At 70.1% G+C, this 26,295-nt stretch carries 21 protein-coding genes; 15 read left to right on the top strand and 6 right to left on the bottom strand.

Going from position 1 to position 26,295, the window contains the following annotated elements:
• Positions 1–29: 29 nt before the first annotated feature.
• The 3 genes from AB0K82_RS05990 to AB0K82_RS05980 form a co-directional block, all read right to left on the bottom strand.
• Positions 30–1,001, bottom strand: coding sequence for an SEC-C domain-containing protein (locus tag AB0K82_RS05990; RefSeq protein WP_364393283.1), 972 nt, complete (start codon positions 999–1,001; stop codon positions 30–32).
• A 180-nt stretch (positions 1,002–1,181) separates the two neighbouring features.
• The gene (locus AB0K82_RS05985; RefSeq protein ID WP_364393281.1) at positions 1,182–2,324 is read right to left on the bottom strand and encodes a M48 family metalloprotease; all 1,143 of its coding nucleotides are present in this window, start codon (positions 2,322–2,324) and stop codon (positions 1,182–1,184) included.
• Positions 2,325–2,337: 13 nt separating this feature from the next.
• Entirely contained in the window at positions 2,338–3,558 is a 1,221-nt protein-coding gene (locus AB0K82_RS05980) for a hypothetical protein (RefSeq protein ID WP_364393278.1), read from the bottom strand.
• Between the two features lie 213 nt (positions 3,559–3,771).
• Here AB0K82_RS05980 and AB0K82_RS05975 point away from each other — a divergent pair, with 213 nt between their 5' ends.
• From AB0K82_RS05975 to AB0K82_RS05965, 3 genes are all read left to right on the top strand, one after another.
• Complete coding sequence (locus AB0K82_RS05975; protein WP_364393276.1) at positions 3,772–4,152, top strand: hypothetical protein; 381 nt, start codon at positions 3,772–3,774, stop codon at positions 4,150–4,152.
• Between the two features lie 87 nt (positions 4,153–4,239).
• Entirely contained in the window at positions 4,240–6,078 is a 1,839-nt protein-coding gene (locus AB0K82_RS05970; RefSeq protein WP_364393274.1) for a C2 family cysteine protease, read from the top strand.
• A gap of 2 nt (positions 6,079–6,080) precedes the next feature.
• Positions 6,081–6,335 carry a DUF6406 domain-containing protein gene (locus AB0K82_RS05965; protein ID WP_364393272.1) on the top strand — a complete coding sequence of 85 codons (255 nt, stop codon included), beginning with the start codon at positions 6,081–6,083 and terminating at the stop codon, positions 6,333–6,335.
• 522 nt (positions 6,336–6,857) lie between these two features.
• On the opposite strand, the gene AB0K82_RS05960 is transcribed toward AB0K82_RS05965, so the two are convergent.
• Positions 6,858–6,971, bottom strand: a complete 114-nt coding sequence (locus AB0K82_RS05960; RefSeq protein ID WP_364393708.1) for a DUF397 domain-containing protein — start codon at positions 6,969–6,971, stop codon at positions 6,858–6,860.
• Positions 6,972–6,988: 17 nt separating this feature from the next.
• On the bottom strand, positions 6,989–7,837 hold the full coding sequence (locus AB0K82_RS05955) for a helix-turn-helix transcriptional regulator (protein WP_364393270.1): 849 nt from the start codon (positions 7,835–7,837) through the stop codon (positions 6,989–6,991).
• Between the two features lie 90 nt (positions 7,838–7,927).
• On the opposite strand from AB0K82_RS05955, the gene AB0K82_RS05950 reads away from it, so the two are divergent.
• The 6 genes from AB0K82_RS05950 (at position 7,928) to AB0K82_RS05925 (ending at position 20,215) form a co-directional block, all read left to right on the top strand.
• Positions 7,928–8,248 (top strand): hypothetical protein, encoded by a 321-nt coding sequence (locus AB0K82_RS05950; protein WP_364393268.1) that lies wholly within the window; start codon positions 7,928–7,930, stop codon positions 8,246–8,248.
• A gap of 75 nt (positions 8,249–8,323) precedes the next feature.
• Positions 8,324–8,746: an ATP-binding protein gene (locus AB0K82_RS05945; RefSeq protein WP_364393265.1), complete on the top strand. Its 423-nt coding sequence runs from the start codon at positions 8,324–8,326 to the stop codon at positions 8,744–8,746.
• 118 nt (positions 8,747–8,864) lie between these two features.
• Complete coding sequence (locus tag AB0K82_RS05940; RefSeq protein WP_364393263.1) at positions 8,865–9,449, top strand: TIGR04222 domain-containing membrane protein; 585 nt, start codon at positions 8,865–8,867, stop codon at positions 9,447–9,449.
• A 194-nt stretch (positions 9,450–9,643) separates the two neighbouring features.
• Positions 9,644–11,464 carry a plasmid pRiA4b ORF-3 family protein gene (locus AB0K82_RS05935; protein WP_364393260.1) on the top strand — a complete coding sequence of 607 codons (1,821 nt, stop codon included), beginning with the start codon at positions 9,644–9,646 and terminating at the stop codon, positions 11,462–11,464.
• Positions 11,465–11,570: 106 nt separating this feature from the next.
• Entirely contained in the window at positions 11,571–18,014 is a 6,444-nt protein-coding gene (locus tag AB0K82_RS05930; RefSeq protein WP_364393257.1) for a DEAD/DEAH box helicase, read from the top strand.
• Complete coding sequence (locus AB0K82_RS05925; RefSeq protein WP_364393255.1) at positions 18,011–20,215, top strand: UvrD-helicase domain-containing protein; 2,205 nt, start codon at positions 18,011–18,013, stop codon at positions 20,213–20,215. Before AB0K82_RS05930 ends, AB0K82_RS05925 begins: the two co-directional genes overlap by 4 nt.
• Here the strand turns inward: AB0K82_RS05925 and AB0K82_RS05920 are convergent.
• Positions 20,166–20,846: an HAD-IB family phosphatase gene (locus AB0K82_RS05920; RefSeq protein WP_364393253.1), complete on the bottom strand. Its 681-nt coding sequence runs from the start codon at positions 20,844–20,846 to the stop codon at positions 20,166–20,168. The two genes, AB0K82_RS05925 and AB0K82_RS05920, sit on opposite strands and share 50 nt — an antisense overlap.
• A gap of 76 nt (positions 20,847–20,922) precedes the next feature.
• Between AB0K82_RS05920 and AB0K82_RS05915 the strand changes: the two genes are divergently transcribed.
• From AB0K82_RS05915 to AB0K82_RS05890, 6 genes are all read left to right on the top strand, one after another.
• Positions 20,923–21,744 (top strand): alpha/beta hydrolase, encoded by an 822-nt coding sequence (locus AB0K82_RS05915; protein WP_364393251.1) that lies wholly within the window; start codon positions 20,923–20,925, stop codon positions 21,742–21,744.
• A gap of 14 nt (positions 21,745–21,758) precedes the next feature.
• Complete coding sequence (locus AB0K82_RS05910; protein WP_364393249.1) at positions 21,759–22,349, top strand: phosphoribulokinase; 591 nt, start codon at positions 21,759–21,761, stop codon at positions 22,347–22,349.
• A 178-nt stretch (positions 22,350–22,527) separates the two neighbouring features.
• Positions 22,528–23,496, top strand: a complete 969-nt coding sequence (locus AB0K82_RS05905) for a DUF5954 family protein (RefSeq protein ID WP_364393246.1) — start codon at positions 22,528–22,530, stop codon at positions 23,494–23,496.
• 42 nt (positions 23,497–23,538) lie between these two features.
• The gene (locus AB0K82_RS05900) at positions 23,539–24,834 is read left to right on the top strand and encodes a VWA domain-containing protein (protein WP_364393245.1); all 1,296 of its coding nucleotides are present in this window, start codon (positions 23,539–23,541) and stop codon (positions 24,832–24,834) included.
• Positions 24,835–24,836: 2 nt separating this feature from the next.
• On the top strand, positions 24,837–25,652 hold the full coding sequence (locus tag AB0K82_RS05895; protein ID WP_364393243.1) for a hypothetical protein: 816 nt from the start codon (positions 24,837–24,839) through the stop codon (positions 25,650–25,652).
• A 109-nt stretch (positions 25,653–25,761) separates the two neighbouring features.
• Positions 25,762–26,295: hypothetical protein (locus tag AB0K82_RS05890; protein WP_364393240.1), on the top strand; the 534-nt coding region annotated here is incomplete at its 3' end.

Genomic DNA, 26,295 nt, shown 5'->3' with positions numbered 1-26,295 from the left:
AGTACGGATCGCGCCAGGCCCACCGTAGGTCATCGGTTGGCCGGTGACCCGCAGCACTTCTTGTATTTGCGGCCGGAGTCGCACCAGCACGGCTGGTTGCGTTCCGGCGGCCAGTGGAGGGTCGGGGCTCCTTCGCGCACGCGGTCCTGTGTGTAGTCCATCCGGGTCTGCTGATCTTTCGGGTCACGGTCATGCTCTTCGGCGTACCGCAGAAGATCGTCCACTGCCGTCGGGAGGATCGTGAGCCCGGTGGCGCCGCCTTCACGGCTGGTGTGGCGCCAGCCGCGTTCCACGCGGCGGAAGTAGGAGGCCACGTCGTCGTCTCCGGGGTCGTCGACGTGGACCAGACCTTCGGCGAAGGCGCGCTTCACGTCGTCGCGGACGAAGAATGTCCCGAGACCGGTCGAATGGTGGTGTGACGAGTTCCCGCGCCGGGCGAGACTATCGAACATCCTCCCGATCTCGGCACGCTTGTCGGCGACGCGTCGATCGAGTGCGTCGGGCGGGAGCCCGAGCGCCTTCCGCACGCGTGCGCGTCCGTCCAACTCGGTGTCGGCGAAACCGATCTCGGGCTCGTCCTCTTCGACGGAGTCGGCGAGGAAATCTCGGCAGGCCAGGTTGTACCACGTGAGAGCATCGTTCAGCTCGCCGTGGGCCTCGAAGAACTCCGCCACCAACTCTGCCGGACCGGGCAGCGCCTGGCTCATCGGGAGACGCGCGATCTCGGCGCGCGCGTCCTCCTCCCGCCCGAGGCGCTCGAGGACCGCGATCCTCTCGACGATGGCGAACTGCGCGCGCTCCTGCTCCGACGCGGTCGCCACGACCTCGTCGTAGATCTTCAGCGCCCGGTCGTCGTCGCCGGCGGCGGACCACTGCGCCGCCATCTCCAGCATGATCTCGTCGCGCTCGTCCGGGTACGCGGCGAGGTCCCGCTCGAGGTCTTCGGCGAGCCTCCGGGCCTTCTCACGCGTCTGCGGAGTCGACGGGAATGACTTCTCCATGGGGGACCACGCTATGCCTGCTTCGCCGTCGCTGTGGTCACTTCGCCGTCGCTGCGGACGGGCTTCGTCCCGATTACGCGTTTTGTCCCGGCAACGCTGACGGCAAGGCCGCGTGCGGCCCGCGTGGGGACGAGGTCGGCGGTCAGGGCGGCATCGTCGCCGCACCGGGGGAGTACGGCGTCAGGTCGCGAGGTGGCGGCGGAGGCGCTGGGCGCGGCGTATGACGAGGGGCTGGACGGAGAGCAGCCGCGCGATCCGGTCGGTGCCGAGGTGACCGGCCTCGATGGCGGTCTCCAGCGCCGCCAGGAGCTGCGGGCCGAGCCCGGCGTCGACCACGGCCGCGTCGGCCAGGAACTCCGCGCGGTCGGTGGAGAGCCGTGCCAGGGTCGCGCCGACGAAGGCGACCCCGGCGGGGATCGCCGAGGCCACGACGATCAACGCCACGGCGAGGGTGAACACAGCCGACACCAGAAACCCGAACGGCGTGTGCCACCGTTTCGCGAACGCCCACATGCGGCGTACCGGATGCCAGATCCGGGCGAGGAGCCACCACAGCGCCCGGATCGGCAGGGTCAGGACGGTGTGGCAGAGCACCGGGACGGCGTGCGGGCCGCGATGGTGGCCGAGCTCGTGGGCCAGCACGGCCTCCAGCGGGCCGGATGGCAGCCTGGTCACCGCGTACGAGGTGATGACGACGGTCCGGCCGGTGACGGCGGGCGCGTTCGGACCGTCCGACTCGGCGATCATCAGCCGGTACCGTCCGGCGGTGAGCCCCATGCGCCGCAGCGCGGCGCGTGAGGGCTCGGTGAGGCGACGGTGCTCCTCGGCGGTCGGGTCGCGGTAGCCGCACCAGGCGCGCTGGATCGTCTCTCCCGGCCAGGTAGCCACGGCCGCGCCGAGCACCCACGCGGCGAACGGGGCCACCGCTCCCCAGACCGGCCAGACGAGGTGCAGCCCGTACGCGATCGGCGCGGCGATCGCCAGCGCGCCGATCGCCGCGGGGATCAACATGGCGACGGCGACGATGATCGACCCCGGCCCGGCCCCCATCGACCGCGCCGAGCCGGGCGGACGGACGAGCGCCCGCGAGCCCGGCGAGGGCACGACCGCACGGCCGGGGACGGCCGGCCGCGCGGCCGGCGCCGCTGCCGCCCGGCCGGGAGCGCCGGGCGGCGGTGCGGGGCCCGGCCACGGGGAGGCCGACGCGGGCATGCCGGGCACGGCGCGGATTCCGGTGGTCCACGTCCGGCCGTCCCAGAAGCGTTCGTACGGCCGCCCGCCCGGGTCGGGATACCACCCGGCGGGCGGACCTCCGGTCACCATGAGCGCGGTCCCTTCACCGGCTCTCCGCACGTCCGGACGGCGCGAGGAACTGGTCGACGGCTCCGGTGATGAGGCCCATCGCGAGGGGGCCCGCCAGCGCCGCCGGCCCGAGGGACGGACGCCGGCGGTGGTCGTCTCTCCGCAGCGTCTCCGGCATGGCGGACCAGCCGGGGAACACGGCGAGGGAGTCGGCGAGCCGCTCCAGGCGCTCGACCGGAGCGCCACGGCTCCGCATCCACTCGAAGTTGATCGAGAGCACGGACTTGCTCACCCCGGTGTAGATGCTCCACACCGGGGCCTCGTCGCCGCCGATGTCGAACCACGCCGTGACGGAGGGATAGGCGCCTTCGCCGAAGGAGTAGCCACGGAACGCGGGGTGGCTCTCGGCGTGCCGGTAGACGGCCAGCAGCGTCTCCGCGACGTCGGGAGAGCAGTGGCGCTTGATGCTGTCGAGCAGGCTCGCCTCGTCCCAGCGGCCGGTGCCGCGCGTGAGCACCTCGCGCGGGGTCTCCTCGGTCACGTCCGGGGCCGCGCCGAGCCCGCCGGCCTCTTCGGGGGCGCTGTCGTAGTCGGGGGCGGGCGTCGGCTCGCCCACCGCCTCCCTGATGGCGGTCGCCATCGTCCCGAGCCAGTCGACGGTCGCGATCACCTCTTCCGCCGTGATCGCGGCCCGGGAGGTCGGCGAGTCGGCGTCGTGGTCCGCGGTGTGAGCGATCTGGTTGCGGCGCCGAACGATCTCCTTGAGCCTCGTCCGGACCAGGTCGGCCGTGATCGGCTCGCCGTCGGTTCGCCGCCGCTCGAGGATCTGGGCGACGCGCAGCCAGAGATTGACGGTGCTGACGTAGCCGAACCCCTCTTTGATCTTGTCGGGGTTCTGGAACGTCATGAACCCGAACGTCTGCGCGAAGTGCGCGCGAAAGACCTCGTCAAGCGGCTTGTCGTCGTAATGAACCTTCTCGAAAAGCTCGATCGGAATGGTGAGCTTGTGGAACTTCGGCGACCGTACGGCCGAGGGGTCCCGGGCGAGGGCGACCGCGCGGTCGATGAGTTCGCGGGTGATCCAGTGGTCGAGCGCGGCCACCGCCTGGACCCACGCGGCCCGGTAGAGGTCGTCCACGTCGAACGCGCCGACCTGGAGCTGTCCGAGTCGCCTGCCGCCCTCGACGAGTTTCCGGGCGTAGTCGAGGTTCCGGTTGAACTCCGCGAAGGCATCGGCGGGTGCTTCGACAGGCACGCGACATCCTTGTCATCGGCTTGGTAGGGGAGATGGTAAAGAATACGCCGATCGGCCATCCGGCCTCTTGCCCGTTTCCCGGCGGCGTGCCCGAAAACCCGTGTGATGGATGGCCGGATTTGGTCGGTAACCACCTGTAACGGGCGCGACGCAATAGCCTGAACGCGCGAACGGGTGAACGGTCTTCGACGGCGGGGCGGCGGACGGGTGGCGATGGATCCTCTCAAGCCGACCGACCCTCGTGCGCTCGGCGGTATCGAGCTGCACGGGGTGCTCGGTGAAGGGGGAATGGGCAAGGTCTACTACGGGGTGACCCCCGATGCGGTGCGCGTCGCCGTGAAGGTGATCCACGCGCACCTCGCCGACCGGAGGGACATCCGCGCCCGCATTGCTGCCAATCACAATGCGTATGGTTATGGCCAGACGAAGGCGCACTACGTCCAATTCGTCAAGCATCTAGATGATCCTTTGAGTGTGGCGCCGCCCGGGGGGTATGAAGCGCCTTTTTATAAAGCGGATCGAGAGAGTGAGTACCGACAGGCGCACGCCGTGTTCTCCGAGCGGCTGCGGCACGCCAAGGAGGGCGGGAGATAACCTTCATGATGCCAAGGTCCGACACGTTCCGAAGTCCACTCGCCGGTAAATCGGTCACGGCGACAGCTGCGGTGGTAGGCGGAAGCCATGGCGACTGATCGTGCTGCCGATGCGTTCGACGAGAGGAGCGAGGAGCCGCGTGATCAATCCCGGCGCCCGCCGCCTGATCGCCCGGGCAAGGATGGTTTCCCCTCGCGAGCGGAGAGCAGAGCCGGTGCTGCTGCAGCCAACCAAGATGCTGAGGAGGCCCCCGAACTATCCCTTGCGCCCATCGATGAGCAGGCCGGCGTCTTCTCCGCGACGAACGAATCGAGTGAGGTGGCTACTGAGGCCAACGACGCCGCAGTCGAGCGTGATGGCGTCAGCGAAGAACGCTCAACTGTCACAACAATCGATCGTGACAGGCCTGGCACTGCCGGCGTCGATCTGGGCTCGGAGGGTGATCCCGCCGGCGAGACGGGTAAAAGACAGGGATCTCTGGACCGCCCGCTAGCACCCGACGCCGGAGAATCCCCACCGCAAGCGGAGCGCAGGACCGCTCCTGCCTCCTGGAACGAAGACATGGCGCAGGCCGCCGATCAGCCGACTCCTGCAACTGCTGAAGGCGAGCTTGATTCTTCGTCCACCGCTGCGGAGTCCGGTCCGATCCTCATCGAGGAACCTGACGCTACGGTCGAGCATCCAGACATCGATAAGGAAGAATCAGAGCTTGGCTCCTATCCCGTAGACGAAAAGGCCAATCAGGGAAGCGGTGGAGATCTCCGCGATCCTGAGCCGAGCGCCGAAGTAGATCCCGTAGGCGTCGCAGACATGGCCGGAACCGACACAAAGACGAGCGTTGACGCGCGCTCTGAGGGAGAGATCGAAGACAGAGGGTTCAAGGCGATCCCCGGCGAAGTACCGTCCGACGACAACGCTCGTGTAGCCGGCGTCGTTGATGTGGAGGTGGAACGAGGCTTCCTAGACCGTATTAAGCAGGTAGCCGCCAGGTTCGATAGAACGGATGCTCCTCGCGAACTGAACGGCGTTGTTGACCGACCAGACTTCCAAGATCCGAAGATGGAGCTAAAGAAGCTCCCCGATCGATACGGGAACCCGCTTGAACGCGCCGACGGTACGCGCACTCCGCTATTCGATGGAGAGCCGACACGCGAGCAGACCAAGCAAGGGCGACTAGGAGACTGCGGCATTATCTCGACGCTCGGCGCAGTAGCCGCGTACGATCCAGAAGCGATTCGCAATTGCATTAAAGAAGGCGAAGATGGCAACTATGAAGTGCGACTCAACGAAGCGAAGTATTCCACATCGCGCATGCGGTATGAAGCTACCGGACAAATCATAAATCTGACCGTTACGCCAGATCTGCCCGTCTATGAAGACAAGCCCCATCGACCGGCGTTTGCGGACTCGTCCTCGACTGGGGTCGCTTGGTCGCCCATACTTGAGAAGGCGATCGCAGGAAGCGACCAGGTCTGGGATGATGGGCGCTGGGAGAGGTGGGGTGAGCGTTGGAAAGTGCAGGGTGACGGTGGCGAGGCTCCCAAAGGCTACGTGCGGCTCAATCAGGGCAGCAATCCTAGTGATCGAGCAGAACTGCTTACTCAGCTTACCGGCCGGCCCGCTAAGACATTTGAGTTCCCTAAGGGCTACGACATCAATGGGCGTAGCTCCGATAGGCAACTAATCGATGAGTTTAAGAAACAGCTCGGTGATCACAAGCCGATACTCGTGGGTACGAAGGACTTGCGAGACAACGAGCCTCCGCTTCCGAAGGATCTGAAGAAGGCTCACGCATATGAAGTTACGAAGATCGATGATAATAACATGGTGCATCTACGTAACCCGTGGAACGAGCAACATCCCGAACCTCTAACGATCGGGGAATTTCGAGCTAGTATCCGGCCTCGCTATAGCACTTTGGAGTAGTTATGGCTCTCAATGAGATTATCCTCTGGGATGGCATTTTGGCGAATGAAGATATCGGGAGCTTCGGCGTAATCCACGTCGATGCACGTGACGATCATCCACTTGTCGTTCGACTCGGCGTCGTCGACGATGAAGAACACCGATACAGCCTTCGTCTCGGCGATACCTTTCCTGTCCGAGGTCAGACATGGAAACTCGACCGAGTCGAGAACCCCCGTAGCCCGGACTGGACCGTCGTACTGACCAGAGTCGAGTGATGTGGGGAGGGTGGACCGAAGCGATGCGATGATGTAGGTGGGGGTGTTAGCCCGCCACTAAGCGGTTCACAGGGGACATACCTCCATCGCAGAGGCCAACAAACGAAGCGTATGATGATCTAACGCAGCGTGAGCGTATGGTGACGCAGATTTCTCGAAATTTAAAGGGCAGTTGAGTGCAGCACGTCAAGCTCTCTGTTCTGTGTTGCCGGCCGATGCTTTGTTCGGGACGGCTGGATACAGCGACGGCAGTGACAAGAAGCCTTTCCGCTACCCGGGCGAAATATTGATCCAATGGAGGCGCTTTCTGGCGGGCTGGTAGGATGGCTGAAGCAGGGGACCTGTTGTGTATCGGCGAATGCTATCCATTGATTGGGCTGATCAAGCCGACCGGCCCGGGCAGGGCAACCGCGCCAGAGCCCGTTGGCACCACGAACGAACCCGCCTCCGCCGACAACCCCAGCATGCATACCCGCCAGCTCACCTAACGAAATGCGGCTGCCGTAGTAGTGAGAGCGAACGTCAGGACGATGAACCGGTTGCCGGGCGCTCTTCCATCCGGATGTCCATTAGCTCGGCCACCTCGACGCACTGGTTGCCCTCCGTGTTCGACCTGCGGCTCTTTCGCCAGCTCACCTGAGAGATGTCCACGCTCACCCACCCATCTCGGCGATCACCCTTTTGATGAGCGTAACCGAGGCGTCCTCGCTGAGGGAGACCTTGGTCATCTGGGCGAAGTCAGCATGGAAGCCTGCGACCTCATCTGCATCGTGGAAGTATCGCTCGCCAACGCGGTTTTCGCAGAGTACGACGTCCGGATCAACAGACTCGGCGAAAGTCAGGATCGCGAACGGGTTCCCCACCGCCGGGTAGAGGCCCGCCTCGTACGGAAGTACCCGCAAGCTGACGTTGGGGCGCTCTGACGTATGGAGTAGGTGCTCCAACTGGCTCCGCATGACGTCCGGGCCTCCGGCGTACCGATGTAGGACAGCTTCGTCGACGAGGACTTTGAGCTCGAGGGGGCCGTCGTCTTCGTGGAGTCGCTCCTGCCGCTTCATCCGCACGGTGACGCGACGATCTGCCTCCTCGGGGGAGATGGAGGGGTCGGAGGCGCGCACTACGGCGTGAGCGTAGTCCGGCGTCTGAAGCAGGCCGGGCACTTTGCTTGGTTCATAGTTGCGGAGCTGTGATGCCTCGGCTTCCAGCTGGACGTACGGGCCGGGGAGGACGTCGCGGTAGGAGGACCACCAGCCGCCGCGTTTGCGGGCGTTGCGGCCGAGGTCGATGAGGCGTTCGCGGGTCTCCGCGTCGACCTTGTACAGCGCCAGGAGTTGGCGCAGGTCGCTCATGCCGATCGAGCTCTGCGCGTTCTCGATTCGAACGATCTTGTACGCGGAGGCGTCCAGGTACTCCGCGACGGTCTCCTGCGAGAGGCCGGCTTGCATGCGGAGGGCTCGTAGCTCGCCGGCGAGACGACGCCGAAGAACGAGTGACGCGCTCATTTGTGGTCCCTTCACTTGTGAGATCACGGCTCTTGGTCTAGCGTGCGATCGAACACATACTGTCACGATGCAACTACGGAACGGGGGCAAATGGCCGAAAAACGCGTCTCGGGCAAGCACGCCCGGGAAGATCTTCCAACCGGTGATCGGATCCCCTACCTCGAAGCGCTCGCGGAGCGGCTGCGGGGTGTGGGGTGGTACGCCCGCGTCATCACTTCGCCGGGAGGAGCGGGCTTAGTGCGGGTCGTGAACCCGTCCGCCGCTCCCCTCAACGACGACATCGCGATAGCTCCGGATCGGGCGGGGCTGTGGTGGTTCCGCTGGTCGTTCGGCACCCGGATCGCCCACGTCGACAACGTCGACATCGCCGCCGCCCGCATCATCCAGGTTCTCGGCTGCCCAGACCGCTGACACACCCCCCGCCGTGGCGGCCGGGCCTGTCCAACGACCTGGTCGTCACGGCCTTCACCTCATGGAGGTCATGCCATGTTCGCCGAGAACGACGTCCAGGCCCCGCACGGGGAGCGGCAGTGGTTCTGCCGCCTGGACGAGGACCCCGCGGCCGTCATCACCGCCCGTACCCTGGTCGGCACCGTCCTGGCCGGCTGGGACACCGATCTGGTCGAAGACGCGATCCTGGTCACCAGCGAGCTGGTCACCAACGCCATCGCCCACGGGGACGCCCCGGTCACCCTCACCGTCACCGTACGGACCGAGCCCGAGCCGACCGTCGTCCTCGACGTCGCGGACGCCTCACCCGACCTGCCCGTCCAGGACCTGCCCGGCGAGGTCGGTCACTTCGGGTTGTGGATCGCCGAAGAACTCGCCCGCGTCACCATCCACCCGACCGCGGCCGGCAAGACCGTACGCGCCGAGTTCGTGCTCTTCGATCCGCCGCCTTCCCGGTGATCCCGGCGCGCCCATGGCGCGGGCCATCCCTGGTACGGGAGCGGTTCGGCTACCGACGGAACCGCGGGGCCCGGTCCATCATCCGATCACGCAGGCCGCCTACCGTGAGGAAGTGGTCATGACCGACCATGCACAGCTCGGTGTCTACGAACTCGCCTACCTCTGCGGAGGCCCGGCCCGGGTGGTGACGGTGGCGGTGCTCGCGCTCATCGACGATCAGCAGATCACCGTCGCGCGCGCCCTGCACCGGGTCAGAGTCATCCGGCGCGCGCCCCGGGACAAGGTCGAATCGGCCGTGCTCGGCGCGATCCCCGACGCGGGAAGGCCGCTCGGCGTACTGACCGCGGTGGCCGCCGACAGCGATGCCGTCGCCGAGATCGGCAACGCCCTGCGCGAACAGCGCGTCCTGCCTCGTTCCCCCTGGCAGCTCGGCCGGATCAGCCACGCTCACCGCCTGCGCCGGCGGCTGCGGGCGAACCCGATGGACGGCGTCGACCGTGTCGCGGTCCTCGGACCGGCGGCCATTCCCGACGCCGCGCTGCGCAAGGTGTTCCAGACGCCGGACCTGCGGTTCACGCTGCCCGATCTGAAGCTGCCCGGACTGCCCGACCGGAACGACCGGCCCTATGATCCGGACGCGGACGCGCGTACCGCCGCCCGGCTCTACCGGTTCGGGCCAGGCGGCTCTGGCTGGGGCCTGTAGGAGGCGGACACCGGAAGGACCCGGTTGCCTGACGGGCGGTTCGAGGCGTGTCCTTCCTCGACCGGCGAGGCCGTACGACCCGGCGTCATCCCGGCGATGGCCAGTAGGCTGCACGCATGCCACGCCGCTTTGTCACACCTGCGACGGACTCCTCGCCCGAAGGGTTGGCCTCGGCGGCTCGTGGGTGCCCGGCGATGGCCACCGCCCAGAAGTTGGCCGAGTGGGTCGGTACCGGCCGGGCGGTCACCGCGCGCGGGGTGCTCAAGCCGGCCCTCGCCGTCGAGGCGTGTGACCTGCTCGGCATCGAGCCGCCGTCGCGCAAGCCGCGCAGCGCTCTGGACATCCACGAGCTGATGATGGTGTGGGCGGCGGCGTCCGCGGCCGGGTTCATCGAGGTGACTAGCGGCCGGGCGGTGGCCGGGCCCGCGCTCACGGCGTGGGCGGACGGCGCTCCGGACACCGTGCTGGCCATCTGGATCAAGTGCGTGCTGGAGTCCCTCGGGCTGGCGGACGAGGTCGAGGAGACGGATCTGGAGTACCTCGCCGCGCTGGTCACCCTGCACGAACGTGCCGGCGTGGCCTCGCTCGGCGACCTGAGCACGGCCGTCACTGAGCTCATCGGCGACGCTTCGCCCGGCTGCTCGTGCCCGGCGTGCGCGTCGCGGGGCGGGTACCCGGGCGGGACGTTCGGGCTTCCCGTCGGCCTCCTCTTCGAGGTGGACGCCGAGGACGTGGTGCAGGCCCTGGGCGAGTTCGGCATCGCCGTGCTGCGGGGCGACACCGCCGAGCTGACACCGCTCGGCCGCCGGCTAACCGATTTCATGTTCCGCGAGAGCGCCCCGCCCGCGGACGCCGACGCCGCGGCCCTGGTCGACGCGCTGGCTCGGTTCGCCACCATGGTGGCGGCGGTGATGGCCCGCCCGTGGCTGTCGGCCCGTACGCCTGTCGTGGCCGTCCGTGAACTGCTCGCCGTCGGCGAATCGAGGTCCGGGCAGGAACGCCTCACCGCTCTCGCCCTGGCCGACGAGTGCGGCCCGGAGGCGACACCCGCGTGGCGCGAGTGGGCGGCCAAGGACGGATTCGGCGCCTACGCCCGGGTCTGGCTGGCCGAGCAGGACGATGCCGAGCCGGCCGACGCCGATGCGGCATGGATCGCCGTGGACGCACTGGTCACCGTGGTCGACGCCTTGCCGTCCGAGCTTCCTGTGGAGCTGCTACCCGCTCTCTTGCAGGCTCAGGTCGGCGAGGAGGCGGCCGAGATCCTGCCGATGTTGGAGGATTCCGGCCATCCGGCCGCGCCCCGGCTCGTCAAGCTGCTGAGCGGCGGGGCGATGAACCAGGCCGGGCCACCAGCGGGCATGCCGTCGGGGGCGGAGGCGTTCGGGCAGGCTCCGGTGCTTCGCCTGATCTCGGGCAGCCCGGAGGACGCCGGTCCGGTGCCGCCCCGTCGCCGAGATCGCTCCGGAACCGCGTACCAGATCAAGGTTCAGCTGCTCGGTGTGACGAAACCACCGGTGTGGCGGCGCCTTCAGGTACCCGCCGATCTCAGCCTCGGCGAGCTCCACGATGTGATCCAGGCCGCGATGGGCTGGGAGGACTACCACCTGCACGCGTTCTCCGCCGGCGGGAGGCGCTACGGACTCCCCGACCGCGAGCTCGGCCATCGAGACGAGCGGCGGGTAAGCCTGTCGCAACTGCTCACCGAGGTCGGCGACAAGATCCGCTACACGTACGACTTCGGTGACGGCTGGGAGCACGACATCGTCCTGGAGAAGGTTCTTTCGGCCGACGCCGGGGTGACGGGCCCTGTCTGCACCGCGGGCAAGGGGGCGTGCCCGCCCGAGGACTGCGGCGGTGTGTGGGGGTACGAGGCGCTGAAGGCCACGCTGGCCGATCCGGACGACGAGGAACACGAGGAGCGGCTCGACTGGCTGGGCCTGGCCTCGGGCGACGAATTCGCTCCCAAGGAGTTCTCCGTCGAGGAGGTCAACCGCAGCCTCGGCCGCTCGCTCTGACGATCGATCGCCGTCCCGAGGCTCTTCGACGGCCGCCGCACGCAGACTGCGAGTCGCGTAGGGCGCCAGCCGTCACCGCAGAGCGGTCAGCCGGGGCGGTCGGGCGGTGAGGCCGACCCTTGCCGCCGAGGAGGTGCGGTGGAACCTCACGCAGTACCTCACCACGACGTTCGCGCTCGCCGATGAGGACGTGCGCGAGGGGCTGGAGCGCTTCCTCGACCATCCCGAGCTGGGCATCTTCCGCGGGCCGTACCTCCGCGTCCGTACGCCGTTCCGGCGGGCCGAGGATGGCTGGCAGCGGCACCTGGAGTGGACGCGGCCCGGGTTCAGGCCGCACCGGCACCAGGCGCGGGCGTTCGAGCGGCTCAGCACCTGGAACGGCGACGCGCTGCCCACGCTGATCACCACCGGGACGGGGTCGGGGAAGACCGAGTCGTTCCTGCTGCCGATCCTCGACCACTGCCGCCGGGAGCGACGGCGGGGCCGGGCCGGGGTGAAGGCGATCCTGCTCTACCCGATGAACGCCCTGGCCACCGACCAGGCGCACCGGCTCAACGAGCTGCTGCTGCTCCCCGACCTGCGCGACGTCACCGCCGGCCTGTACATCGGGGACACGCCGGAGACCGGGTACCCGCGGGTGCTGACGCAGCGCGGCGAGATCCGGCGCACCCGGCCCGACATCCTGCTCACCAACTACAAGATGCTCGACCTGCTGCTGCAGCGCGCCGACGACCTGCCGCTGTGGGAGGGCGCCGAGCCCGCGTACGTCGTGGTGGACGAGTTCCACACGTACGACGGGGCGCAGGGCACCGACGTGGCCATGCTGCTGCGGCGGTTCGCGGCGGCCACCGGGCAGAGCGAGCCGGGGCGGCCGCTCGGGCGGATCTGCCCGGTCGCCACGAGCGCGACCCTGGGCGAGGGCGACGGGACGAAGATCCGTGAGGTCGCGGAGCGGGTGTTCGGCACGCCCTTCCCCGCGGACTCCGTCATCACCGAGGACCGGCGCGGCACGGACGACTTCATCGACCCCATCGACTACTCCCTGCCGCTGCCCGACCCGCAGGAGCTCGCGAGCATCCCGGACCCGCACGGCGACGACGAGGCCATGGGGCGGATCATGGAGGCCGTCACCGGGCGGGCGGACCTGTCCGGCGCCGAGCTCGGCGGGGTGCTGCGCCGGCACATCCTCACCAGCGCGGTCCTCGACGTGCTCGACGGCGAGCCCGACACGCTCGGCCGGATTCTCGAACAGCTCCCGCGCCGCGGGGCGTACAACTGGGGCACCGCGATCCGGCTGCAGCCCCGGCAGGCCGCCGCGGCGCTCGCGCGGTACGTCGCGCTGCTGTCGATCGCCCGGGACCCTGAGGACGAGCGGGCGCCGCTGCTGCACATCCAGACCCACCTGTGGGTCAGGTCGGTGTCGCGGCTGCTGCGCGCGGTCGGCCGCAAGCCCGGCTTCGCCTGGTACGGCGAGGCTCCCCCGCCGCTGGAGACCGAGTCGACCATCCTGGGCGCCGGCCGGGACCTGCTGCCCGCGGTCTACTGCCGCCACTGCGGCCGGTCCGGGTGGGCCGCGATCTCCCCGGAGAAGGACCCGCACGATCTGATCACCGAGCCGGCGAAGATCTACCGCGCCGGGGTCACGTCCGACAAGAAGCTCGTCCGGCCGCTGATCACCGCCACCCCCAGCGAGGTCCGGGCCCAGGCCGAGGGGCGGCAGGGGCCGCCCGTCCTCGTCCTGCGGGCCGACGGCCGGCACGTCCGGCCGCTCGACCCGGCAGACCTGCGCCGGGCCGAACAGAGCGACTTCCGTGACGTCTTCGTCCTCGCCGACCTCGCGCACACCAAGGAGTCGAACGGCGCGGCGCAGAAGGACCAGTGCCCCGCCTGCGGCATGGACCAGGGCACCCGCTTCCTCGGCGCGGGCCTGGCCGCGCTCGCGTCGGTCGCCATCACCGAGCTGTTCACCGGTGGCCAGCTCGACGCCGAACGCCGCAAGACCCTGCTGTTCAACGACTCGGTTCAGGACGCCGCTCACCGCGCGGGGTTCGTGGCCAACCGGTCGTACGGCTTCTCGCTGCGGCTGCTGCTCGCCATGGCGCTCGAACCCGGTCTGCCCAAGCCGCTCAACGAGCTGATCTCCGACGTCGTCAAGGAGGCGTGCGACCCGAAGTACCTCCCGTCGGTCGTCCCGCCGGACCTGCACGACCGCGAGGACGTCGACGCGCTGCTGGCGGGGGAGAGCGGCGGCTCGGACAAGACGTGGGACCTCATCGGCGAACGCCTCGCGTTCGCCACGGTCATGGAGTTCGGCCTGCGGTCCCGCCTCGGCCGTACGCTCGAACTCACCCGTACGGCCGCCGCCGAGGTCGTCCTCGACGAGCCGGAGCGGATCGCCGCGCTCGCCCGCGACCTGCAGTTGCGCGGCCCCGCGCGGCTCACCGGCCTGCCGGAGCCCGAGATGTACGTCGCGTACCTCCGCGGGCTGCTGGAGCGGCTGCGGATGCGCGGCGCGGTCAAGCACGCCTGGCTCGAACCCTGGATCGCCCACGCCGGAACCCGCCGCTACGGCACCATCTGGGGCAAGCGGCCGGACGGCATGCCGGCCTTCCCCCGTGGCCTGTCCGCGCCGCGCTTCCTGCTCGACCGGCGCAAGGAGCGGACCGAGTTCGACACCGTCCCCGGCCGGCAGAACTGGTACCAGGACTGGACCCGGCGCTGCCTCGGCCTCGACGCGGACGACGCGACGCATTACCTCGGCCGCGTCCTCGATCTGCTCGCCGACGAGGCCGTCATCGCCAAGCGGACCGCCGCCGACGGCGCCACCGTCGTGTACGGGCTGCGCCCCGGCCACATCCAGGTGCGGCCGCTCGACGAGGACCGCGTCGAGGAGTCCGGCGTCGGCTGCGACGTCTGCCACTGGGAGCAGACCGTCCACCCCGACCGGATGCGCGAATGGCTCGACGCGCCCTGCCCGCGCTACCGCTGCCCCGGCCGGCTGCGGGTCCGGGTCGATCCCGGCTACGCCGACGACTACTACCGGCGGCTCTACCTCCGGGGCGTGCCGTTCCACGTGGTGACGGCCGAGCACACCGGCGCGCTGACCCGCCCGCAGCGGGAGAAGGTCGAACGGGCGTTCCGCGACGGCACCCGCTACAGCGACCCGAACGTCCTGTCCGCGACCCCGACGCTGGAGCTGGGCATCGACATCGGCGACCTGTCCGCCGTCATCCTCGGGTCGCTGCCGAAGGGGCCCGCCAACTACGTGCAGCGCGCCGGCCGGGCCGGGCGCAGCACCGGCAACGCGTTCGTGCTCACCCTCGTCGGCCGACGCCCGCGCGACCGGTACTACCTCGCCGACCCGCTCGAGATGATCGACGGGGAGATCGTGCCGCCCGGCTGTCACCTGTCTGCGGTCGAGATCCTGCGCCGGCAGTACACCGCCCACCTCATCGACCTCGCCGCCCGCGACCGGCTGCCGGGCGTGCTGCCGCTGCCTCGGCTCGCGTCGGTGCTGTTCGGCGACTCCGGCTGGCTGACCGGGCTCGCCGAGGCCGCGATCGGGCACGGCGAGGCCCTCGCCGACGGGTTCCTCGCGCTGTTCGGCGACGGCGTGAGCGCGGAGGCGGCGGCGCGGCTGCGGGAGTTCGCGGCCGGCGGGCTCCGCGACGCCGTACGGACCGCCGGGCGGCAGTGGGACGAACGCCTCGACGACCTGCGCGCCCGCCTCGAAGTGATCGACGCGGCCATCGACGCGATGGTGGAGTCCGACCCGCAGCAGCGCTCCCGTAAACGGGAGCTGCTGGCCGAACGCCGGGCCGTGCAGAACCGCGTCGGCGAGATCGGACGCAGCGACGCGCACGGCGCGCTCGTCGAGCTCGGCCTGCTGCCGAACTACTCCCTCATCGACACGCGGACCGCCCTCGAGGCGACCCTCACCTGGGAGGAACAGGGCGAGGACGAGAAGCGCTACCACAGTGAGGTTCGCGAGTACGAGCGTTCGGCCGCCCTCGCCCTGACCGAGTTCGCGCCCGGCAACCACTTCTACGTACGCGGCTACCGGCACAAGATCTCCGGCCTGGACATCGGCTCGGCGAACCGCCCGGCCTGGCGGCAGTGGCGCGTCTGCCAGGAGTGCGGGTACGTCCGCGTCACCTCGGCGGCCGAGGACACCGCGCCGTGCCCCCGCTGCCGGAACGAGAAGATCGGCGACAGCAGCGCGCTGCACCAGGTGCTCGTGCCGACCCGTGTCACCGCCCACGACCTGCGGGAGGACGCGAAGATCCGGGACGACCAGGACGAACGGCTGCGCTGCTACTACGAGCAGGCCGTGGCGGTGGACATCCCCGCCGACGAGATCGCCCCCGGCTCGTGGCGGCACGCCAAGCGCACCTTCGGCGTCGACTTCGCCCGGCGCGCCGTGGTGCGCACCTTCAACCTCGGCGCCGCCCGGATGGACCGGCCCGCCGGCGACGCGTTCGCGGGCGAGCTGAAACGGATCAACGCGTTCCACGTCTGCGAGACCTGCGGCGGCGCGACCGCCGACGGGCCGCCGCAGGCCGCCGGGCACCTCGACGGCACCACCGGGTCGGGCTACGACTCCTCGCCCGACAACCACCACCGGCCCTGGTGCCCGCAGCGGCGCGGCTCCGCCGTGCGGCACGTCCCGCTCATCCTCGCCCACGAATTGCACACCGAGGCGCTGCGCATCCTCGTCCCCGCCGCCACGACCATGCTCGCCGAGCGCACGGTCACCTTCCAGGCCGCGCTCATGGCCGGCGTCGCGAAGGTGTACGGCGGCGACCCCGACCACCTGCGCGTCGTGATCGCCACGATGCCGGACCCGCCGACCGGGCACCGCCGCCGGTACGTCGTCCTGCACGACTCGCTGCCGGGCGGCACCGGCTACCTCCACCGCATGGCGTCCCGGGAGGGTTTCCGGAAGGTCCTCGACGCGGCCCTGGAGGTCGTGGCGACCTGCCCGTGCGCCGAGGAGGAGGGCAAGGCCGCCTGCCACCGCTGCCTGCTGTCCCACGTCCACGGCGACGACTTCGACCTGGCCGACCGCGGCCTCGCCGTGGAGATGCTGCGCGAACTTCTCGACGACTGGCGGATCGACTCCGTCTCCAGCACCGATGACATCTCGCTGTGGGACCAGGTCGAAAGCGAGCTCGAGGCGCGTTTCCTCGCCCTGCTGAAGGCCTGGGCCGCCGCCGACGACCGGCGCACGCTCAGCCTCGCCGGGCGGGTCAACGACCAGCGCACCGCCGACCTGCGCGTCACCGCCTCCGACGGGTCGATCGTGCACTGGCAGGTCATCCTGCAGAACACCATCCGCGGGACCCGGCCCGACGTCGTCTTCAGACGGCTGGACGCCGCGCCGCTGGAGGTCGCCGTCTACCTCGACGGCTACGAGTACCACGCCGCGCCCGGCGCGAACCGCCTCGCCGACGACGCGGACAAGCGCGCCCGGCTGCGCGCCCACGGCCGCCAGGTCTTCCAGTTCACCTGGGACGACATCGCCGAATGGGAGACCGGCGAGCCGCCGCGGACGCCGGTGTGGCGGCCCTACCAGGGCAACGCGCAGCGCAACGCCCAGGCCGTCTACCTCCAGCTCGGCGGCGACCCGGCCGAGCTGCCCGACCTCATCTGGACCAACCCCGTCCACACCCTGCTGGCCTTCCTCGCCGAGCCCGACCCCCGGCTGTGGCACCGGCGCGCCGTCGCCGCCGTCGCCGGAATGCTCCGTCGGCCCGGCAACGAGCGCACGACCTCCGGACCCGACGGGATCGGCGAGCGCCTCCTGGCCTCCCTGCGCGGCGACCCCCTCCCGCCCGCCGCGCCCGGTGCGCTCATGCTCGAACGCGCCCGCGACGAGGCGGGCTGCCCGCTCACCATCGTCGTACGCACCTCGGACCGCTCGTGGACGGCGATCACCGTGATCGACGACCTGGCCACGACCATCGACGCGGACGAGGACGCGCACCGGCTGCGCTGGCGCGCCTGGCTGTACTGGGGAAACCTGCTGCAGTTCCTGTCGAACGGCGCCGGGGACGGTGCACAACTCGCCCACACCGGGCTCGCCGGGGTGGATCCGTCCGCGTTCGCCGTGACCGGCGGCGCCGGCCTGCTCAGCTCGCTCGGCCTGCCGCCGGACGACGACAGCGAGCCGTCCGGCGGCGGGTCACCCGAGGAGACCCCGTCCCCCGAACCCGGAGGCGGGCCGGGTGCCACGGACGAACGGGTGCCCGACGGCCCCTGGGCCCAGGTCGTCGACCTGCTCGACCCGGACGAGCCAGGGCTCCCCGACCTCGTACGTGACCTGATCGCGCTCGGTGCCGCCGTCCCCGAGGTGGGCTACGAACTCGGCGAACACGCCTGGCAGGCCGAACTCGCGTGGCCCGCCGCGAAGGTCGGCGTCACCCTGGCCGGCGACGACCAGGAGGCGATCGACTGCTACGCGGCCTACGCGGCGGCGGGATGGGACGTACGGACCGCGCCGGACTGGACCGCCGAAGAACTCGCCGGTCTCATCGGAGGAGACGCATGAGCGAGCGACTCATGACCACGGACGGAGCCACGCTGCGGGTACTCCACAAGGCCGACAAGGAGATCCAGAAGCTCCCCCGGGTCGTCAAGGGCGCCATCTACGAGTTCCACAGCAAGTTCAAGAAGAACCCGGACGCGCCGGGGCTGCAGTTCAAGCAGCTCCAGGGCGACTCGCGGCTGTACTCCGCGCGGGTGACCCAGGACTACCGGGCCCTGCTGCTGCACGCCGGCGGGCAGGACTACATCCTCGTGGCGATCCGGCACCGTAAGGACGTCTACGACAACCTCGACCGCTACTCGTACCAGATCAACCCGGTCACCGGCGGCATCGAGTTCGTCGACCTGCGGACCGTGGAGAGCGGTGTCTCCGGAGGAGACGATGCGATCCGGCCTTCCGGGCCGGAACCGCTGTTCGCGCAGTACACCGACGAGCAACTGCGCGAACTGGGGGTGGCCGAACCGCTGCTGCCGCTCATCAAGAAGATCACGACCGAGGAGGAGCTGCTCGGCCTGGTCGAATACGCCCCGGCGCTCACCGAGGAGGTCCTTCTCTGCCTGTATGAGGGCAAGAGCTACGACGAGGTACTCGACCAGGTCACCACGCCGGAGAAGGTCGACGAGCCGGTCGACGACCAGGACTACGCCGCCGCGCTGGACCGGCCCGCCACCCGGGTCACCAGCGAGGACGTCGAACTGCAGGCCGTCCTCGACGGGGACTTCGCCGGTTGGAAGGTCTTCCTGCATCCCGTCCAGCGCAAGCTCGTCGAGCGCCGCTACAACGGGCCCGCCCGGGTCAGCGGCGGTCCGGGGACCGGCAAGACCATCGTCGCCCTGCACCGCGTCAGGCACCTCGTCGAACGCCTCGGCCCCGGCCACGACAAGCCCGTCCTGCTGACGACCTTCAACAAGAACCTCGCCGCCGACCTGCGCAAGCGTCTCCTCGAACTCGGCGGCAAGGAGATCGCCGACCGCGTCGACATCGTCAACATCGACAAGCTTGCGACCAAGATCGTCACCGATGCCGAGCCGGGTGGGAAGCGGCGTTGGCTGGAGGATGCAAAGGCGATCCAGGAGTGGGAGGAGATGCTGAGAGACCTGGGCGGCACCACCTGGGACGCGGAGTTCCTGCACGCCGAGTGGAGCCACGTCATCCTCGGCCAGGCCGTCAACTCCCGGACGGAGTACTTCCGTGCCCGGCGGGCCGGCCGCGGCCGTAACCTCGGCCGGGCCCAGCGGGCCGAGATCTGGCAGCTCGTCGAGAAGTTCACCATGCGGCTCGACCAGAAGAACCTCTGGACCTACCGGCAGGTCGCCGAACGCGCGGCACGGATCCAGATGGAGCAGGCCGCCAGGATCGACAAGTACGCCGCCGACCGGGCCGAGCACGGCGAGGTCATCCATCGCGCCGACCAGTCGGGAGCCTGGCTGCGGTATCAGTACCGCCACATCGTCGTCGACGAGGCCCAGGACCTGAACGCCGCGCACTGGAAGATGCTGCGCGCCATGGTCCCGCCCGGCCCCGACGACCTGTTCCTGGTCGGCGACACCCACCAGCGGATCTACGACAACCACGTGTCGCTCGGCAGTCTCGGGATCAACATCCGAGGCCGCTCGTCGAAGCTGACGCTCAGCTACCGGACCACCCACGAGATCCTCGGCTCCGCGCTGGCCCTCCTCGGCGACGAGTCATGGGACGACCTCGACGACGGAACCGACGATCTGACGGGCTACCGCTCCATCCTCCGCGGCCCACGTCCGACCTTCGTGCGGTCCGCCTCCTGGGCGGACGAGCTGGACGCCATCGCCGCTCACGTCACCGAACTCATCGACGGTCCCAGCCCGTCGATCGCCGTCTGCGTGCCCGAACGACACATGGTCGCCGAGGTCGAGAGCCGCCTGTCCCGCGCGGGCATCCCCGCGGCGGCCATCGGCCCCGGTGGCCCGAAGCTCGACGATGTCGTGCACGTCGGCACGATGCACCGCTTCAAGGGGCTCGAATATCAGCACATGATCCTCGGCGGCGTCGCCGACGGCCTCGTACCGAACACGTACGTGGAGCGTTACCGGGCGACCGATCCGCAGCGCCACCGCCGCGAGACGCAGCGCGCCCGGTCGCTGCTGTTCGTCGCCGCCACCCGCGCGCGCGACACCCTCATGATCTCCTGGCACGGTCGGCCGAGCCCGTTCCTTCCGGCGCGGTGACGAGCAGCGAACGGCCGAGCGCGTACGCCTCCTGCAGGTCGCTGCCGCGGTAGCTGAGCGCAGCGAGGTCGGCCAGGTGGTGGTCCGCGTTCACCGCCACCGTCCTGGTCAGCCGCTGGAACAGCGGAGCGTCGGACATCGAGTCGCCGTACGCGACACACCGCGCGTGCGTGAGGTCGTGCCGCGCGCAGATCTCCGCCACGATCCGGACCTTGTCCTGCGGAGTGAGGACGTTCGACGGATCGAGCGGCTCCGTGAAGGGCAGGGCCGGGAACCGGGAGGCCACCACCTCGTCGAAGCCGAGGTCGAGCAGGTGGCGGGCGAAGAAGTCGGGCGACATGGTGATCACCACCGACCGCTCCCCGCGCGTCCGGATGTCCGCGCACACCTCCCGGATCCCGGTCAGCCAGGGACTGGCGGCGAACGCGGCGGCGACGTCCGAGGGCGTCAGCTCCCGCCACAACGTGGGGAGGGCGGACGAGAAGGCGCGCGTGTCGATTCCTCCGGCCGCGAACCGTTCTTCCAACTCGACCAGCGCGTCCGCCGACCCGACGTGCCGCGCGATCTGCAGGCTCGCGGTCGTCCCCTCCAGAAGGGTCCCGTCCATGTCGAACACGTGAAGGAACGTCACAGACGGCAAGTCTGACCGACCGCCCACCACCGGCACGAACGAATTAACCGTTACGACGCGGCTACGATCGCTGCTCATGGCCGTTCCCGATCTGAACGAACTGCGTGATGGAAGCCGTCGCCGGGCCGGCGCGCGGCCCCGGGGGCCGGAGATGGCCGGCGTCGAGGACGTGCGCGGGCCGGACGGACCCACGCTGCGGCACTATCGCCCGTCCGAGGAGGAGCGGCCGCTCGTCGTCTTCGTCCACGGCGGCGCCTGGGTGATGTGCGACCTGGACACCCACGACCGGACCTGCCGGCGCATCGCCGAGGCGTGTGACGTGGAGGTCCTGGCCGTGGACTACCGGCGGGCTCCCGAGCATCCGTACCCGGCGGCCGTCGACGACGTGGTCGACGTCCTGCGCCGGGTCGAGCCGGTGGCGGTGGCGGGCGACAGCGCGGGCGGCCACGTGGCGACGATGGCCTGCCTGCGGCTGCGCGACGAGGGCGGCCCGCTGCCCCGCGTACAGATCCTCATCTGCCCCAACACGGACCTGACGCTGTCCCGGCCCAGCGTCCAGGAGAAGAGCGCCGACTACGGGCCGGCGGCCGACTTCCTCGCCTGGGCCGTCGAGCAGTGGACGCCCGATCCGGCGACGCGCGTTCCGGCCAGCCCGCTCTTCGTCCCTGACCTGCGTGGCATGCCGGACACGATCCTCGTGACCGCCGAGCACGACACGCTCCGTGACGAGGGCGACGCCTACGCGGACCGGCTGGCCGAGGCCGGCGTCCGCACCGTGCACCGGCGAGAGCCCGGACTGGTGCACGGCTTCATCCAGAACATGGACCTGACCTCCGACGAGGCGGCCGCCGCCGCGCAGCGGCTGTTCGCGGACATCACGGCCATGGTCCACGGGTGACGGCCGATGGGCCTGTGAGCGAGATCGACCGTCGGCGGGTGCAGGACCTGGCCGCGCTGGTGCGTGCGGCGCCGGTCCGCGCCGGCCGGACACGCGTCGTCGCGATCGACGGTCGGTCCGGCTCCGGCAAGTCGACGCTCGCCGCCTCGCTGCACCGGGAAACGGGCGCGGCGGTGGTGAGTTTGGAGGACCTCTACGGCGGCTGGGACGGCCTCGAGCGCGGCGTCGACCTGCTGGTCGCGGAGGTCCTCGCCCCGCTGGCCGCCGGGCGCGCCGCGTACGTCCCGCGGTACGACTGGGCGACCGCGCGCTGGCGGACGCCGATCGAGCTTCCGCCGCCCGCGCTGCTCATCGTCGAAGGCGTCGGGGCCGGGGCGCGTCGCGCCGCCGGCTACGCGAGCGTGCTGGTCTGGCTGGAGGCGGGGGAGCGGACCCGTCGGCGGCGGGCGCTCGACCGCGACGGTGACGCCTACGCGCCGCACTGGGAGCGGTGGGCGGCGCAGGAGGCCGAACTGCTCGCCCGCGAGACGACGTGGGACCGCGCCGACGTCGTCCTGGACACCGAGGCCGGGCCGGGGCACATATCGATCACGGGGTCGGTATAGCGGCGCCAGCAACCCCCTTTATGGCCATTAACGACATAACCCGTAAATCCGTCGCCGCCCAGAATGTCAAAAGCATCATCGATCCCGCTGATCTGGGAGATCATTGCGCGGATCCACTTGTTCCGTGGATCCGGGAAAAGTGATGCGCGTCCTGGAGTTCGCAGGTAAAGATGGGGCCATGTCCTTTCCGTTAATGCCTGGATACGACTACATCAATGTGGTCGCGGACCTCGACCCGGTCGCCGCGATGCGTGATCGGGACCTCGGGGACCGCATCCGGACCTTCACCAAGCTCCTCCCGGCGGGAGCGCCCGACTTCGGGTACGCCGTGCAGAAGGGCACCGAGTGGCGCATCGGATGCGTCGGCGCGGGCGATCCGGAGGGCGCCCGGTACTCCCTGGCCGCCGCCCTGCGGAGGGGGTCGAAGGACGAGGAGGATCCGGAGACCGCCCGCGCCATGCGCGCGGCGGCCGACCGGCTCGACCCGGAGGACGGCAAGCAGCTCCCCAAGGACGAGTGGGAGATCGGCGACCGCCGCTACCGGGTGATCAGGATCGAGAAGTTCACCCTGATCGGACAGCGGCTGATGGAGCCGCCGCGGCCCACCGACACCGACCCTCCGTACGGCGCCCGGATGCTCGAGGACCACCTCATCGAGCCGCGGACGCCGGTGGGACAGTGGGAGGCGCAGCTGCGGTTGAACCTCGTCGGGCACCTGCCCATCCCCGGCACCGTCCCCGAGACGGTGCAGATCGAGGCCCGGCACGCGATCCGCACCCACCCCGGCGTGGTCCTGCTCCCGCCGACCTACACCGTGGTGGAGATCAAGGGAGACTCCTGGGACCCCCTCACGGGCGCGGACGGCCCCGGCCAGGCCCGTACGCACCTGGCGAAGTACTTCAGCGAGCTGCTGCCCCGATTGCTGGAGTTCCAGGGCGAGCCCGCCACGCCCGAGGAGATCGCCGAGTGGAACGACGCCGCCGAGCGGATCGAGGCGATGAGCGGGCCGGAGTTCGCGGTGCTGGACCGCAGGTTCCGCATCGTGCGCGTCTCGCGGATGCTCCGCGTCGGCCGCGACGGCCCCGAAGGGCCCCGCCCGTCGGACCAAGAGCGGTACGGCATGCACGGCACGGAGTCGCGGTCCTGATTCCGATTTAGCGCGCCATCTGATGATCATTAGGATCCTCGGGTGATCATCAGACGACGGTCCGCGGCCGGCCTGCTGTGCATGCTGGCCGCTCTGGCGATGTTCGGCGCGCCCCCCGCCCGCGCCGCCAAGGCCACTGCCACGGAGCCGCCCAAGGTCGAGCTCGTCTTGGACGTCAGCGGCTCGATGCGGGCTCGGGACATCGACGGACGCAGCCGCATCTCGGTGGCCCAGCAGTCCTTCGACGAAGTGGTGGACGCCCTGCCGGGCGAGACACAGCTCGGCATCCGGGTCCTCGGGTCCCGCTACCGTTTCCCCGGCAGCCCGCAGTCCGTCGGATGCCGTGATACGAAGCAGATCAGCCCGGTCGCCCAGGTCAACAAGGTCGAGGCGAAGGCCGCCATCGCGACGCTGCGCCCCACCGGCTGGACGCCGATCGGGCTCGCCCTGCGCGCCGCCGCCAAGGATCTGGGGACCGGCGAGACGACCCGGCGGATCGTCCTCATCACCGACGGCGAGGACACCTGCGCGCCACCCGACCCGTGCGACGTCGCCCGCGAGCTCGCCGCGCAGGGCACCCACCTCGTCATCGACACGCTCGGGCTGACCCTGGACGACAAGGTCCGGCGGCAGCTCACCTGCATCGCCGACGCCACCGGCGGAACGTACACCGCCGTCCAGCACCAGCAGCAGCTCACCAGCCGGCTCAACCAGCTCGTGCACCGGGCCGGCAGCACGTATCAGCGGACCCCGCAGCAGGTCACGGGCGCTACCCAGTGCACCAACGCCCCGGTGCTGTCGCCCGGCGTGTACACCGACCGCGAACGGATCAGCGAGCACCGCTACTACCGCGTCCCCGTGGGCCCCGGGCAGGAGCTGCGCGCCTCCGTCAGCGTCGCCCTCGACCGCAGACTGAACCCCGACTACGGGGTGCTGCTGCGCGCGACGTCCCAGGACGGCCAGGAACTCGTGCGAGGTACGGACGCGAGCAGCGGACGCACCGACGTCCTGTCCACCGGGCTGCGCTGGTCCGACCAGCGGCCGACCGGCTCGTCGGAGCCGAGCGCCTCCGCGTCGGCGGGCACGGGCGGGTCCACGGCCGGCACCGTCTGCCTGGTCGTGAGCAACTCCTTCGCCGCACCGCCCGGCGTACGGACGACGCCCGGCATGCCGCTGGAGCTGACCGTCGACGTCGTGCCGTCCTCGCCGACGCCGAACGGCCCGGACCTCGGCCGCGGCTGGCTGTTGCTCGTCGTGCTCACCGCCGCCGGCCTGGTCGCCGGGCTCATCGTCGGCTGGCTCGCCCGCTGGCGGATCGCCATCTGGAAGGAGAACTGACCGTGCGCGTCACGAGACTCCTGTCCCTTTCGATCGCGACCGCCGCCCTCGCGCTGGCCACCGCCGGACCGGCCTTCGCCGGCGGCAAGGCGTCGCCCAAGCCGCGTACGACGATCGGCACCGCCGGAACGTCGTTCCTCACCGCCACGACCGTGCAGCCCGGCCAGTCCGTACGGCTGTCCGCGTCGACCGGCGACTACCTCTACTGGTCGTTCGCCGCGGCGGCGGGACAGACCGACCGGATCGCCGTCACGATCACCCTGCCCACCGACTCGAACCGGCTCGGGGCCAGCACCTGGAACGTCGAGGTCTTCGACGGGCTGCGCCGGCGGCAGGCCTGCACGGCGGGCCCGCAGACCGTCACCGCGCAGTCCGGCGCGGCCAAGGTCTCGCTCCAGTGCACGCTGCGGCAGATCCGCTCCTGGGCCGAGCCCTGGTCCAGCGACCCGCTGCCGGGCACCTACTTCGTACGGCTGGCGGCGGCCGACCTGCCGGAGCAGGGCCTCGGCCTGCCGATCGACGTACGGCTGCGGATCAGCGCCAAGCATGGGAACGCCGAGCCGTCCGGCGCGCACCTCAAGGCCCCGCTGTCGCCCGCCGTCAACCCCGGCGCGACCGTGGCCCCGGACGCCATGCCCTCGGCGGACCCGTCGGCGGTCAGCTCGGCGCCGAAACCGGTCCAGCGCGCCAAGAGCTGGTTCTCGTTCTCCTGGCCGTCGACCCGCTGGTGGTGGACGATCGGCGGTGGCGTGCTGGCCGCCGTGGCGGGCGTCGCCGGCTACAGCCTGACCCGGCATCCCCACCGCTGGTTCTCCTAGTGACCTCGGCCCCGGCGCGGACACAGCCCGCGCCGGGGCGGGTGTAACAAGATCGTCGAACTTCGCGATTCGGTCGTTACCAAAACGATCTTCTGGCTACCTTGACCTCATGTCAAAATCTCGAATCTGGGGGCGGAGCGTCGTATGCCTCGCCGCCGCGGGCGCGCTGATCGGCGCCGCCATCGCGCCGGCCCAGGCGGCCGCAAGGCCCAAGAACGGCTCCGTTAGCGAGATCGCGAACAAGCTCCAGCAGACGATGGACGGCCTGAGGTTCCAGGACGTCCTCGACACCGACCCGCCGACCACGGCCGCCGCGGCCCGCAGCCTGCGGGCGAACTCCGTCGACAAGGACGCCCAGACACCGAAGCAGCAGGCGCGGCTGCTGGCCGCCGCCGACGACGCGAAGCCCATCTCCCAGCAGCCACAGCTCGACGCCACCGTCATCGAACTGGACCGGCACAACCGGCCGGTGTCGTCGGGGACGGTGCTGATGAGCCCGCAGTACCCACACGGCAAGGTCATCCCGGTCGACAAGAACTTCCACACCGGTGATGTGCGGTGGCGGCAGTGGGACGACGCGGGCTGGTACACCAACCACGCCCAGGGCACGATCGACGTGGTTCCGGGGCGGGAGAACGCCTCG

This window comes from Actinoallomurus sp. NPDC052274 (assembly GCF_040679475.1).
GTDB lineage: Bacteria > Actinomycetota > Actinomycetes > Streptosporangiales > Streptosporangiaceae > Actinoallomurus > Actinoallomurus liliacearum.
This window is presented reverse-complemented; position numbering and strand designations above follow the sequence as displayed.